Annotated in this window: 9 protein-coding genes and 2 pseudogenes; 1 reads left to right on the forward strand and 10 read right to left on the reverse strand. The window is 60.6% G+C overall.

Annotated features, from left to right (window positions below):
* Positions 1 to 19: 19 nt before the first annotated feature.
* From trpE to RHM58_RS05240, 10 genes and pseudogenes are all read right to left on the reverse strand, one after another.
* Positions 20 to 1,501 (reverse strand): anthranilate synthase component I, encoded by a 1,482-nt coding sequence (gene trpE, locus RHM58_RS05190; protein WP_201256350.1) that lies wholly within the window; start codon positions 1,499 to 1,501, stop codon positions 20 to 22.
* Between the two features lie 71 nt (positions 1,502 to 1,572).
* Positions 1,573 to 2,391, reverse strand: a complete 819-nt coding sequence (locus tag RHM58_RS05195; protein WP_201198245.1) for a phosphoglycolate phosphatase — start codon at positions 2,389 to 2,391, stop codon at positions 1,573 to 1,575.
* A pseudogene (rpe, locus tag RHM58_RS05200) lies at positions 2,388 to 3,061 on the reverse strand (ribulose-phosphate 3-epimerase). The gene RHM58_RS05195 and the pseudogene rpe overlap by 4 nt, the downstream one beginning before the upstream one ends.
* A 115-nt stretch (positions 3,062 to 3,176) precedes the next feature.
* Positions 3,177 to 4,325 carry an iron-containing alcohol dehydrogenase gene (locus RHM58_RS05205; protein ID WP_322269801.1) on the reverse strand — a complete coding sequence of 383 codons (1,149 nt, stop codon included), beginning with the start codon at positions 4,323 to 4,325 and terminating at the stop codon, positions 3,177 to 3,179.
* 221 nt (positions 4,326 to 4,546) lie between these two features.
* Positions 4,547 to 5,371, reverse strand: coding sequence for an ABC transporter permease (locus RHM58_RS05210; RefSeq protein WP_201198247.1), 825 nt, complete (start codon positions 5,369 to 5,371; stop codon positions 4,547 to 4,549).
* Positions 5,372 to 5,383: 12 nt separating this feature from the next.
* Positions 5,384 to 6,631, reverse strand: a complete 1,248-nt coding sequence (locus RHM58_RS05215) for an ABC transporter permease (protein ID WP_201198248.1) — start codon at positions 6,629 to 6,631, stop codon at positions 5,384 to 5,386.
* 195 nt (positions 6,632 to 6,826) lie between these two features.
* Positions 6,827 to 7,870: an ABC transporter substrate-binding protein gene (locus RHM58_RS05220; protein ID WP_201198249.1), complete on the reverse strand. Its 1,044-nt coding sequence runs from the start codon at positions 7,868 to 7,870 to the stop codon at positions 6,827 to 6,829.
* Between the two features lie 48 nt (positions 7,871 to 7,918).
* Positions 7,919 to 9,042: pseudogene (locus RHM58_RS05225) on the reverse strand (ABC transporter ATP-binding protein).
* Between the two features lie 343 nt (positions 9,043 to 9,385).
* Positions 9,386 to 10,027: a response regulator transcription factor gene (locus RHM58_RS05235; RefSeq protein ID WP_175479186.1), complete on the reverse strand. Its 642-nt coding sequence runs from the start codon at positions 10,025 to 10,027 to the stop codon at positions 9,386 to 9,388.
* A 144-nt stretch (positions 10,028 to 10,171) separates the two neighbouring features.
* Positions 10,172 to 12,568 carry a PAS domain S-box protein gene (locus tag RHM58_RS05240; protein ID WP_201198250.1) on the reverse strand — a complete coding sequence of 799 codons (2,397 nt, stop codon included), beginning with the start codon at positions 12,566 to 12,568 and terminating at the stop codon, positions 10,172 to 10,174.
* Between the two features lie 73 nt (positions 12,569 to 12,641).
* Between RHM58_RS05240 and RHM58_RS05245 the strand changes: the two genes are divergently transcribed.
* Positions 12,642 to 13,634, forward strand: coding sequence for an alpha/beta hydrolase family protein (locus RHM58_RS05245; protein ID WP_201198251.1), 993 nt, complete (start codon positions 12,642 to 12,644; stop codon positions 13,632 to 13,634).
* Positions 13,635 to 13,644 lie beyond the last annotated feature (10 nt).

A 13,644-nucleotide genomic window follows, 5' to 3' on the forward strand; every position in this document is an offset into this window, starting at 1 on the left:
CACAGGATTACCGGTGGAATCAGCTTTCCGGAGTTTGCTCGGCCAACGCCACGGCGCGGAACATCGCGCGGCGCTTGTTCAGGGTTTCTTCCCATTCCAGCGCCGGCACCGAGTCGGCAACGATGCCGCCACCGGCCTGCACGTGCAGCTCGCCGTCCTTGATCACCGCGGTACGGATCGCAATCGCGGTGTCCATGTTGCCGTTCCAGGCGAAGTAACCGACCGCACCGCCGTAGACGCCACGCTTGACCGGTTCCAGTTCGTCGATGATTTCCATCGCACGGATCTTAGGAGCCCCAGACAAAGTGCCCGCCGGCAGAATCGCCCGCAGAGCATCCATCGCCGTCAGCCCGGCCTTCAATTGCCCGGTGACGTTGGACACGATGTGCATCACGTTGGAATAACGCTCGATGACCATCTTCTCGGTGAGTTTCACCGATCCGATTTCCGAGACCCGACCGGTGTCGTTGCGGCCAAGGTCGATCAGCATCAAGTGCTCGGCGATTTCCTTGTCATCCGACAGCAGGTCTTTTTCCAGCGCCAGATCCGCCTCTTCGTTGGCCCCGCGTGGGCGGGTGCCGGCAATCGGGCGCACGGTGATCAGGTTGTCTTCGACCCGCACCAGCACTTCCGGCGAACTGCCGACGACATGGAAGTCGCCGAAGTTGAAGAAGTACATATAAGGCGTCGGGTTGAAGCAACGCAGCGCCCGATACAAATCGATCGGCGCAGCCTTGAAGTCGATGGACATGCGCTGGGACGGCACGACCTGCATGCAGTCACCGGCCAGGATGTATTCCTTGATGGTATCGACGGCTTTTTCGTAATCGTCCTGGGTGAAACTCGAACGGAACACTGGGTCAGCCGATTGCTGCTTGCTGAAATCCAGGCCACGGCGCGGGGTGATCGGCTGGCGGAGTTTTTCCAGCAACGCTTCCAGACGCACATGACCTTGTTCGAAGGCATCCTCTTGCGACGGATCGGCCAGAACGATTGCGTGCATCTTGCCGGCGAGGTTGTCGAACACCACCACCGCGTCGGAAACCATCAGCAGAATGTCCGGCACGCCCAGCGGATCCGGGTTCGGGCATTTGCCCAGACGCTTCTCCACATAGCGCACGCAGTCATAACCGAAGTAACCCACCAAACCGCCATTAAAGCGCGGCAAGCCAGGGATGGTCGGCACGTTGTAGCGAGCTTTGAATTCTTCGACGAAGGCCAATGGATCTTCGGCTTCGTGGCTTTCGATCTCGACGCCGTCGTGGGTCACGCTGATGTGGTGATCGTGAACCCGCAACACGGTGCGGCACGGCAGGCCGATGATCGAGTAACGGCCCCACTTCTCGCCGCCCTGCACCGATTCCAGCAGGTAGGAGTTCGGCTCGTCGGCCAGTTTCAGGTAGATCGACAGCGGCGTGTCGAAGTCGGCCAGGGTTTCGCAGGCCATCGGGATACGGTTGTAGCCGGCAGCGGCCAAACGCAGGAATTCTTCGCGGATCATGGGGTAGCCTCGTGGCTTGAGGGTCTAACAGTCAGGTATGCAAACGCGCCGGTATGCCGGCCAGGAACAAGTCAGGCGCGCCAACGCCAGCGGGCCAGGGCCTTGATGACTTTCATCCAGAGTTTGCGAGTGACCACCACGATGGCGTTTCCAGAAGGGGGTTGAACAGCGTCGGGCAACGTTATCTCAGCCGCCAGATCCAGGCAACCGGGAATTAGCTTGCGCAGATCGTCGATCACCAGCGCCGGCGACTCTTCGGCAATCGGCCGGCCATGGTTGTAGCCATAACTCAGCGCCACGCACTTGACCCCGGCCGCTTTCGCCGCCAGCACATCGCTACGCGAATCGCCGACAAACAACGACTGCGACGCCGGGATGTTGGCCATTTTCATCACGAAAAACAGCGCAGCCGGATCGGGCTTCTTCTGCGGCAGGGTATCGCCGCCGATGATCCACTTGAAGTAGCGGCCAATCTTCATCTGATCCAGCAGCGGCGCGACAAAGCGCTCCGGCTTGTTGGTAATCAGCGCCATCTCGACGCCCTGCTTGTGCAGCCACTTCAGGGTGTCGCGCACGCCGGGATAAACCACGGTCAGTTCATGGCTCTCGCTATAAGCCTCCATGAAAATCGCCAGCGCGCCCTCAGCCTCACCGTCATCGACCGTCGAATGGTCGATGCCACCGGCCAGCGCGCGGCGCACCAGCACCGGCGCGCCGTTGCCGACCCACTCGCGCACCGACTCGAGGCCGGCGGGTTGGCGACCCATTTTGAGCAGCATGTTATCCACGGCAACCGCGAGGTCGGGGACCGAATCGATCAGCGTGCCATCCAGATCGAACATCACCAGCCGCGGCAGACGCCCCGGGAACAGCTGCTCAAAGCCACTCATGGGCGAGCCAGCGCCAGTTCGGCGCGCATCTTCTCGATCACTTCCTGGTAGTTCGGCGCATTGAAGATCGCCGAGCCGGCCACGAAGGTGTCGGCGCCAGCGGCGGCGATTTCGCGAATATTGTTCACGTTCACCCCACCGTCGATTTCCAGGCGAATGTCACGGCCGGACGCATCGATCAGCGCACGGGCCTGACGAAGTTTGTCGAGGGTGCCGGGAATAAACTTCTGCCCGCCGAAGCCTGGGTTGACGCTCATCAGCAAGATCATGTCGACCTTGTCCATCACGTACTCAAGCACGCTTAGCGGGGTTGCCGGGTTGAACACCAGGCCGGCCTTGCAGCCGCCCTCGCGGATCAGTTGCAGCGAACGGTCAACGTGTTGCGTGGCTTCCGGGTGGAAGGTGATGTAGGTCGCGCCGGCCTCGATGAGTCGCCAACGATGCGATCCACCGGGCTGACCATCAAATGTGCGTCGATCGGCGCGGTCACGCCGTACTTGCGCAATGCCGCGCAGACCATCGGGCCGATGGTCAGGTTGGGCACGTAATGGTTGTCCATGACATCGAAGTGCACGAAGTCGGCGCCAGCGGCCAGGACGTTGTCCACTTCTTCACCCAGGCGGGCGAAGTCGGCGGAGAGAATCGACGGAGCAATTACGAAGGGCTGCATGACGCACCTTATCTGAGCAGAATCACGATGGCGCGCATTGTATACCTCATGCTTTGACGCGCGCACTGTGACCGCGATGATTGGGCCTGCCTTCAATCGGCATTGTCCGCAGGCTCTAATACGCCGCCCGGTAGATCTTTTCGATATCGACGGCGCTCAATTTACGCGGATTGTTGCGCATCAGGCGCTCGATTCCCGCCGCTTCCACGGCCATCGCCGGGATCGCATCCTCGGGCACGCCGAAGCTGCGCAGGCCCCGCGGGATCTCTACCGCCGCACACAATGCAGTCATCGCTTCCACGGCTTTATCCGCCGCATCGGTGGCACTCAGGTGAGCGATCTTGACCCCCATGGCCTCGGCAATATCCTGCATGCGCTCGACACAGGCCATTTTGTTCCAGGTCATGACGTACGGCAGCAGCAAGGCGTTGCTGACGCCGTGGGCAATGTTGTAGCGCCCGCCCAGCGGATACGCCAACGCATGCACCGCACCGACCCCGGCATTGCCGAACGCCATGCCGGCCATCAGGCTGGCGGTGGCCATGTCTTCGCGGGCTTGCAGGTTGGCCGGGTTGGCATAGGCCTTGGGCAACGCCTGGGTAATCAGCTTGATGGCACCAATCGCCAGCGCGTCGGTGATCGCCGAGGCATTGAGCGACAGATAGGATTCGATAGCGTGCACCAGCGCATCGACGCCACTGGCGGCGGTGACACTGCGCGGGCAGGTCAGGGTCATTTGCGGGCTAACCAATGCCACGTCCGGCAATAGATAGTCGCTGACGATGCCTTTCTTCAACTGCGCGACCTTGTCGGAAAGGATCGCCACGTTGGTGACTTCGGAGCCGGTGCCGGCGGTGGTCGGAATGGCGATCAGCGGCGGGCCTTTGCGCGGCACCTGGTCGACGCCGAACAGATCTTCCAGCGCGCCGTGGTAACCGGCGTAGGCCGCCACGCTTTTGGCAATGTCGATGGCACTGCCGCCGCCCAGGCCGATCAGCCCGTCATGCCCGCCTTCGCGGTAGACACGCATGCAGTCTTCGACGATGGCGATTTCCGGGTCGGGCAGTACGCGGTCGAAAATCTCGTAGGTCCGGTCGCCGAGATGCGCCAACGCCAGCTCTACCGTACCGGACTTGACCAGGGCGGCGTCGGTGACGATCAGTGGGTTGTCGACATCAAGGCGTGTCAGCTCGGCCGCCAGTTGCTCGATGGCACCGGCGCCGGTGATCAGTTTGTGGGCAATTTTGAAAGAGGAAAGACTCATGTGCGCAGCCTCTTATCGCTAGGGGAGCTGGGCACAATAGTAGCTGGGGATTGGGGTTTGTCTGTTATTCAGGCAATGAATGACCAGAGATCTCGAACACCGCACAAAACCAATGTGGGAGCGAGCTTGCTCGCGATGACTGACTGACATTCAACATTGATGTCGACAGACAGTCCGCTATCGCGAGCAAGCTCGCGCCCACAGTTAATCGGTGTGTTGCTTCAGACCTGCGCAGTACGCAGCTTCTCGCTACGGCCACGCAACCATTCCAGGGTCAGCAGCAGGATCACCGAGAAGGCAATCAGCAGCGTCGCAGCGGCAGCAATCGTCGGGCTGAGGTTTTCGCGGATGCCGCTGAACATCTGCCGTGGCAAGGTCGCTTGTTCAGGACCGGCGAGGAACAGCGTCACCACCACTTCATCGAACGAGGTGGCGAAGGCGAACAACGCCCCGGAGATCACACCTGGCGCAATCAACGGCAAGGTCACCCGACGGAATGCCGTCAGCGGCGAAGCACCGAGGCTCGCAGCGGCCCGCACCAGGTTGTGGTTAAACCCCTGCAAGGTCGCCGATACCGTGATGATCACAAACGGCACGCCCAACACCGCGTGCACCACGATCAGCGAGGTATAGCTGTTGCCAAATCCCAGCGGCGCAAAGAACAGATAGCTGGCCACACCAATGATCACCACCGGCACCACCATCGGCGAAATCACCAGCGCCATCACCAGCGCCTTGCCCGGGAAGTTACCGCGGGTCAGGCCAATCGCCGCCAACGTACCGAAGACCATCGCCAGCACCGTGGCCGCCGGGGCGACGATGATGCTGTTCTTCAGCGAGCGCATCCATTCCGCCGAGGCGAAGAAGTCCTGATACCAGTGCAGCGAGAAGCCCTGCAACGGGTACACCAGGAAACTGCCCGAGTTGAACGACAGCGGAATGATCACCAGCACCGGCAGGATCAGGAACAGCAGGATCAGCCCGCAAAGCGTGCGCAAGCTGTAGAACCACACCCGTTCAATGGGCGACATATAAGGACTCAGCATTTCGTTCTCCCCTTAGCTCAAGCGCAGGCGACTGGCGCCCACCAGCCAGTTGTAAATCAGATACAGCACCACGGTCGCCAACAGCAGCAGCCCACCGAGCGCGGTCGCCATGCCCCAGTTGATGCTGGTGTTGGTGTAGAAGGCGACGAAGTAACTGACCATCTGATCGTTCGGGCTGCCCAGCAAGGCCGGGGTGATGTAGTAGCCGATGGCGAGGATGAACACCAACAGGCAACCGGCGCCGACACCGGCATAGGTTTGCGGGAAGTACACCCGCCAGAAACTGGCGAACGGGTGGCAACCGAGGGAAATCGCGGCTCGCATGTAGGTCGGCGAAATGCCTTTCATCACGCTGTAGATCGGCAGAATCATGAACGGCAGCAGGATGTGCACCATCGAGATGTAAACCCCGGTGCGGTTGAACACCAGCTCCAGCGGCTTATCGATAATGCCCATGGCCATCAGGCCGCTATTGATCAGCCCGCCCGATTGCAGCAACACGATCCACGCGGCAACGCGCACCAGGATCGAGGTCCAGAACGGCAGCAACACCAGAATCATCAGCAGGTTGCTTTGGCGCGATGGCAGGTTCGCCAACAGATACGCCAACGGATACGCCAGGAACAGGCAGATCACGGTAATGACCAGGCCCATCCAGAACGTGCGGGCGAAGATGTCGAGATAGATCGCCTGATCCGGGGTGGCCGGGGCCACTTCGCCGAGGTCGTCGATGCGGTGATCGACCGCCGCCAGCAAGTAATACGGCGTGATGCTGCTGGTGTTGCGACGCACAGCCTGCCAATAGGCCGGGTCACCCCAGCGTTCGTCGAGGGCTTCCAGCGCTTCTTTATAAGAAGCCGGCTCAGTGGCGAACGGCAAGGCGCGAGCGGTTTTGGTCAACAGGCTGCGGTAGCCGGCCAACTCCATGTTCAAGCGCTTGGACAGGTCGCCCAAGGTCTGATTCTTGCGGGCTTCAGCGAGGTCTTCGCTGGCAGCCTTGTAAACCGGTTCAGCGGGTAGGCCACGACCATCCCAACCGGCGATAGCCGTCACGGTGCGCGGCATGCCGCCGACTACTTCCGGGTTACCGACGCTTTTGTAGAGCAGCGCCACGATCGGCACCAGGAATACCAGCAACAGAAACAGCACCAACGGCGCAATCAAGGCCTGGGCCTTCCAGCGATTGATCCGCTCGGCGTGCTTGAGCCGCTGCTTCAAGGTGGGGTCAGTGCCCGCGTTCAGGGGAACGGCGATAGCCATGGCGTACTCCGGAAATCTTTGATCAATCGATAATGTGGGAGTGAGCTTTTGTGGCGAGCGAGCTTGCTCGCGCCGGGCTGCGAAGCGGCCCCAAAATTCCGTTAACAACTTCCAATTTTGTGAGTGCTGCGCACTCAAGCGGGAGCAAGCTCCTCGCCACAAAAGCTCGCCCTCACAGGAGGGCGAGCCCTCTAGTTACTTCGCAGCCCAGGAATTGAAGCGCTGTTCCAGTTGCTCGCCGTTGTCAGCCCAGAAGCTGACGTCGATCTGCACCTGGTTGGCGATGTTTTCCGGGGTGGTCGGCATGTCTTTCAACACGTCCTTGTCCAGCAACGGTACGGCCTGGATGTTGGCCGGGCCGTAGGCGATGTTTGACGAGTAGATCTTCTGCTGCTGCGGCATGACCGAGTAAGCGATGAATTTCTTCGCCGCTTCGGCACGGGCTTTATCCAGGCCTTTTGGAATGGCCCATGCATCGAAGTCGTAGATGCCACCGTTCCACACGACTTTCAGGTTGCTTTCTTTCTGTACCGCAGCGATCCGGCCGTTGTAAGCCGAGCTCATGACCACGTCACCGGAAGCGAGGTATTGCGGCGGCTGTGCGCCGGCTTCCCACCACTGAATGCTTGGCTTGAGCTCATCGAGTTTCTTGAACGCGCGGTCCTGGCCGTCTTTGCTGGCCAGCACTTTGTAGACGTCTTTCGGCGCAACGCCGTCGGCCATCAGAGCGAATTCCAGGGTGTACTTGGCGCCTTTACGCAGGCCGCGCTTGCCAGGGAATTTCTTGGTATCCCAGAAATCCGCCCAACTGGTCGGCGCCGAGCTCAGCTTGTCGGCGTTGTAGGCCAACACAGTTGACCAGACGAAGAAGCCCACGCCGCAAGGCTGAATAGCGCCTTTGACGTAGTCTTCGGTTTTGCCGAACAGCTTCGGATCCAGCGGTTCGAACATGTCTTCGTCGCAACCACGGGACAGTTCCGGCGACTCAACTTCTACCAAGTCCCAGGACACACTCTTGGTGTCGACCATGGCTTTGACCTTAGCCATTTCGCCGTTGTACTCACCCGCGACGATCTTGCCGTTACCGGCCGCTTCCCACGGTGCATAGAAGGCTTTGACCTGCGCAGCCTTGTTCGCCCCGCCAAAGGACACCACGGTCAGGTCCGGACCCGCGGCCATCGCGTGTGCCGCACCCATCATGCCCACGACCAGGGCGGTGAATTTCAGGGATCTCAACATTTATTGTTCTCTCCACGTGCAGGGTTGGTGTTGGTATTGCGGGGGCGATCAGTTCGCCTCTAAAAGCGGGTCGAGCGCGCGAACGTGCTCGACCTGCCAGCCAAGCGGAACCACGTCGCCGACCGCGAGCGCAGGATCGAGCTCGGCAATCGGTTGTTTCACGAAGAAGTCGGTCTTGCCGCAGACTTCCAGGCGAACCCGGACGTGGTCGCCCAGATAGATGAATTCCGCCACCCGCCCTGAGAAGCGGTTGACGCAGGACTCGCTCGAACCGTTGAGGCTCACGCGTTCCGGGCGAATCGACAGCGTGACGGGTTCGCCGGTCTTGCCGACGTTGACCGCCAGGGCTTCAACCTTTTCACCGCGCCCGAGTTCGACAATGCAGCGGTCGCCGGTCTGGCTGTGCAAGCGGCCGTTGAGGCGGTTGTTCTCGCCGATGAAGTTGGCGACGAAGGTGTTCTTCGGCTCTTCGTAGAGCGTGCGCGGCGGGGCGATCTGCTGGATTTCGCCCTGGTGGAACACCGCCACACGGTCGGACATGGTCAGGGCTTCGCCCTGGTCGTGGGTCACGTAGACCACGGTCACGCCGAGGCGCTGGTGCAGGTGTTTGATTTCCATCTGCATGTGTTCACGCAGTTGTTTATCCAGCGCACCGAGAGGTTCGTCCATCAGCACCAGTTGCGGCTCGAACACCAAGGCGCGGGCCAGGGCCACACGCTGTTGCTGACCACCGGACAGTTGCGCCGGGTAACGCTGGGCGAAGGCGTCGAGCTGAACCATGCTCAGGACTTTTTTACCTTGTCGCTGACGTCGCTTTTGTTCAAGCCGCGCACGGTCAGCGGGAATGCGAGGTTCTCGGACACCGTCATGTGTGGGAACAAGGCGTAGTTCTGGAACACCATGCCGATGTCGCGTTTGTGCGGCGGCACGTTGTTGATGGAGCGCCCGGCCAGCAGGATTTCACCGGCAGTCGGGGTTTCGAAACCGGCGAGCATCATCAGACTGGTGGTTTTGCCGGAGCCGGACGGCCCGAGCAACGTGAGGAATTCGCCTTTGCGAATATCCAGGTTGAGGTCTTTGACGATCAGGTTCTCGCCGTCGTAGCTCTTCTGCACTCCACGAAAGCTGACCAGAATGTCATTGGCCCCTGCACTTGAATCGACCTGGCTCATACCCACACCTTTGTTGTTGATGACTGCTTGTGGGCTAAGCCTAGTGGACGCTGGGGACCACGCAAATCGGGGCGCAGGAGAGAATCGCCTCAGCCGGATGGAAGGTTGGGGGTAGGGATTGCCCTACACGGATGGCGGGATTGGATAGAGCAGCGGCGAATTTCAAGCGGCAAGCCGCAAGAACAGGCAAAAACAGGTTTTCAGGATGTCGCAAATGGACATGTCACCACGATTCCTGTGGGTGCGGGCTTGCTCGCGAAAGCGGTGTATCAGGCAATATTGATGTCGACTGACACGGCCCCTTCGCGAGCAAGCTCGCTCCCACATTGGACTGCGGTGAAGCTCAGAGGAGTTTGTGTTCCATCGCGTACTTCACCAGTTCCGCCAGGGAGGTGATGTTGAGTTTCTGCATCAGCCGCGCCTTGTGGGTGCTGATGGTTTTGCTGCTCAGGGCCAGTTGCTGGGCGATGTCGTTGACGTTCGCGCCCTGGGCCAGACGCTCGAACACCGAAAACTCGCGCTCCGACAATAAGGAGTGCAACGGCCGTGAATCGGTCAGGCCGACTTCGAAAACCATTCGGTCTGCCAGGTCCGGGTCGATGTAACGCCCGCCCGCCGCCACTTTGCGAATTGCCGTCAGCAGCAGTGCCGGATCGCTGTCCTTGGTCGCATAGCCGGCAGCGCCGACCTTCAATGCACGGGCGGCCATTTGCGCTTCATCGTGCATCGACAACACCAAAATCGCCGGCGGATTGTTCAGCGCGCGAATCCGTGGAATAGCCTCCAGGCCATTGACCCCGGGCATGGAGATGTCCAGCAACACCACTTCGCAGGGCACATGACGCAAGGTCTCGAGCAGTTGCTCGCCATTACTCGCCTCCCCCACCACCAGCAAGTCCTTGGCCAGGCCGATCAATTGCTTGATGCCTTCGCGGACGATGGTGTGGTCTTCGGCTACCAGTACACGGATCACAAGCTTCTCCATTCTTCTTATTTCAGAGCCAAGATCATTCGCGAGCAAGCCCGCTCCCACAGTGAGTTGGGGGGGTTCAGCTATCTGTGCAACAACACAAATCCCTGTGGGAGTGGGCTTGCTCGCGAAAGCGTCAGCCCAAACACCACAAAACCATCAGGCCTCAGCCACCGGCACACGCACACTCAGGGTCGTGCCCTCCCCCGGCTCACTCTCAAGCGACAACTGCCCGCCCATGATCAACACCCGCTCACGCATACCCACCACGCCAAAGGATGTCGGCCTGCCTGTAGCGGGAACAAATCCTACGCCATCATCGCTGACGGTCAGGCACAACTGGTTGCCGTCCAATGCCAATGTCAGTTCGACAGTATGCGCCTGGGCATGGCGCATGACATTGGTCAGTGCTTCCTGAAGAATCCGGAACAAGCCAATCGCCTTGGCATCGCTGAGCACCGGCAGATTCTCCGGCACCTGCACCAGGCACGGGATCTGGGTGCGCGCCTCAAAACGCCGGGCCTGCCATTCAATGGCCGAGGCGATCCCGGCATCGAGAATCGGTGGCCGCAGCGCCGTGGCCACATCGCGCACCAGTTGAAACAACTGAGCGATCAGCCGCTTCATGCTGTTCAAGCGTTCGTTCAGCCCCGGATCGAGCTGGGCGTAGGCCAGTTCGCACATGGAGGTTTCCAGTTTCAACACGGTCAACATCTGGCCCAGTTCGTCGTGAACTTCCCGAGCGATGCGGGCCTTTTCCTCTTCCCGCACGCTCTCCAGATGCGCCGACAACTCACGCAGTTGCCCACGGGAGCTGGCCAGTTCCAGTTCGATGCGCTTGCTTTCGCTGATATCCCAGACGATCCCGTCCCAGACATACGCCCCGCCCTCCAGCCGCCGGGTGATCGCTTTGATCTCGGCCCAGCGCTGTTCACCTGAGCGGGTAAGAATCCGTCCCTGCCAGGACCAGTCGCTGTCGGTGTCCAGCGCGTGATCCTGAGTCCGGTGATAACTGGCCTTGTCGTCCGGGTGCACCAGGCTGCGCAGGCCTTTATCCCGATGGGCCAGGGTCGCTGGCGAGTAGCCGACCAGGCTCTCGCTGCCTTCGCTGATGTAGGCAAAGTCGATTTGCCCGGTCACCGGCGCCCGCTCCAGACGAAAGACCAATCCGGGAACGTTGGCGGCGATCCCTTGCAACCGCGCCTCGCTTTCCTGCAACGCGGCCAGCGCCCTACGGCGCTCGGTGACGTCATTGAGGTAGACCACCAGGTACTCGCCGTCGCGAAAACGCAAGAAACTCAGCGAAACGTCCGCCGGCAAAATGCGGCCGTCGGCCCTTACACAATTGGTTTCGAAACTTTGTGGTGCTTCCTCACTGGCCCGCGCGCTTTTCCACAGGTTCAGCCAGCGGTCCATGTGCAGGCCGGGTTCGAAGTCGATCAAGGGACGGTCAATGATCCCGCCCGCCGGATAGCCGAGCATCGATTCGGCGGCGCGATTGGCGTAACGCACGTGGCTGTCCCAGTTGACCCACAGAATGCCGACCGTACTTTGATCAATCGAAAACTGGGTCAACCGAAGGGCTTCTTCACTGGCTTCGCGCAAAGCGATGTCTTCCCGCGCCGCCAGCAGCCGTTGCTCCAGGCTATGTTGCTGACGTCGCTGCCAAAACACGATGGCCATGCTGCTCAGCAGCAACACCGTCAGCAGCAGACAAAGGTTTTGCCAGAACCCCGGGGACTCGGACAACCGCGGGTACTTCGGTTGCAGCCATTGGTTGTGCAGTTGCTCCAGATCCTTGGCCGGAATCGCCCGCAGCGCGTTTTCGACGATACCGGCCAGCTCCGGCCAGTCCCGGCGCGTGGCCACCCGCAGCAGTTGCGGCAAGCCAATGTCGCCCACCACCACCAACCCGGCAAATTCGGGCTCGGCCGACAAGCGCCCCAGTTGCGCCTCATCAATCACCGCGTAAACGGCCTGCTGACTCAACAGCAACTGCAACGCCTGGCGCTCGATCGGTACGCCTTGGAGGTTCAGATGCGGATAATTGCCGCGCAGATAATCGGCCGTGGCACTGGGCATGCGCACGGCGACGCGGGTCTGGCTGTCGAGTTTTTCCAGCTCCACCACGCCGGTGCTCTTCTGGTCACTGACCACCAGTTGCGGCACGCGCATGTACGGATCGGAAAACTGCCAAAGCCGAAGCCCGCTGGGGGTTTGGGTCAGCCCCGGGGCGATATCGACTTCACCGTCGCGCACCGCCGCTTCCAACTGCTCGACGTCGGGGAAGTTGCGCCAGCTGAGTTCGACCTTGAGCGACTTGGCCAGCCACTTCATCAATTCGACGTTAACCCCGGACAAACGCTGCAAGCGCCGATCGTATTGCGCATACGGCGCCTGCAACACCAGCCCGACCCTCAATTCGTTGTGCTGCGCCAACCATTGCTGCTGGGCCGATGACAACTGGGCAACGTGCGCCGGGGACGTGGGCGCCGCCCAACTCATCAAGGGAAACCACAAACAGCCGATAACCCACAGGCAGCGAAAACGCATCATTGAAGTCCCACACACTGACAAATACTGATCAACCCATTAGGCTGCCGGAATAACTTCTGGCCTGGAATATCCGATGCCCCCTGTCTACCGCCTGGCACTGCCAGCATTGTGCCTGTCGCTGATCCTGCCTTGCGCCTTTTCCGTCGAGGCCGCCGACCCTGCACCTGCCGCTGCGGGAAAACCCGCCGAAGCAAAACCGGTCGAGCGTCAGCCGCTGCTTGAGCGTAGTCAGGAAGAAGCGACGGCACTTGAGCGACAACTCCCCGCCCAGGAACAGCAACAACTTCAGGCCGGGGCCGACTCCTTTCTCGCCTTGTGGAAGCCGGCCAATACCGCCGAGCCCAAAGGCGCGGTGATTATCATCCCCGGCGCTGGCGAAACCGTTGACTGGCCGCAAGTCATTAGCCCTTTGCGTAACAAATTGCCGGACGTCGAGTGGAGCAGCCTGAGTATCACCTTGCCCGACCTGCAAAGCGATGCCATTGCGCCACGTATCGTCTCAGCAGCGCCCGCGCCCAAAACGGCTGAAGCCGCCAGCAAAGACTCGACCACCGCCCCGCCTATCGAACAGGCAACCGGTGGCGAAGCGGAGGTTGCAGACAAAGTCATCGCCGAGACCACCGAAGAACAGAGCAAAGCCGACGCCGAGCGAATCTTCGCCCGCATCGACGCTGCCATCGCTTTCGCAGAACAGCAAAGCGCTCGCCGCATTGTGGTGCTGGGGCACGGCACTGGGGCATATTGGGCTGCGCGTTACCTGAGTGAGAAGCAGACGGCACAAGTGGAGAAGTTTGTGATGATTGCGGCGCAGACGCCGGTAACAGGCAAGCCTCCACTGGCCGAGGTGACGCCGACCTTGAAGCTGCCGACCGCCGACCTCTTCTATATGGATAAGCCGCTGGATCGTAGTGCGGCGCTGGAACGCTTGCAGGCCAGCAAACGTTTGAAGACTTCAGCGTTCAGCCAGGTCTCGCTCAAGGCGTTGCCGGGCAACACCAAGGCTGAGCAAGAACAGCTGTTTCGCCGGGTTCGCGGTTGGTTGAATCCACAGCCTTTGGCGAACTGATAGACCGCGT

The organism is Pseudomonas sp. 10S4 (assembly GCF_034344865.1).
In the GTDB taxonomy this organism is placed as follows: Bacteria; Pseudomonadota; Gammaproteobacteria; order Pseudomonadales; family Pseudomonadaceae; genus Aquipseudomonas.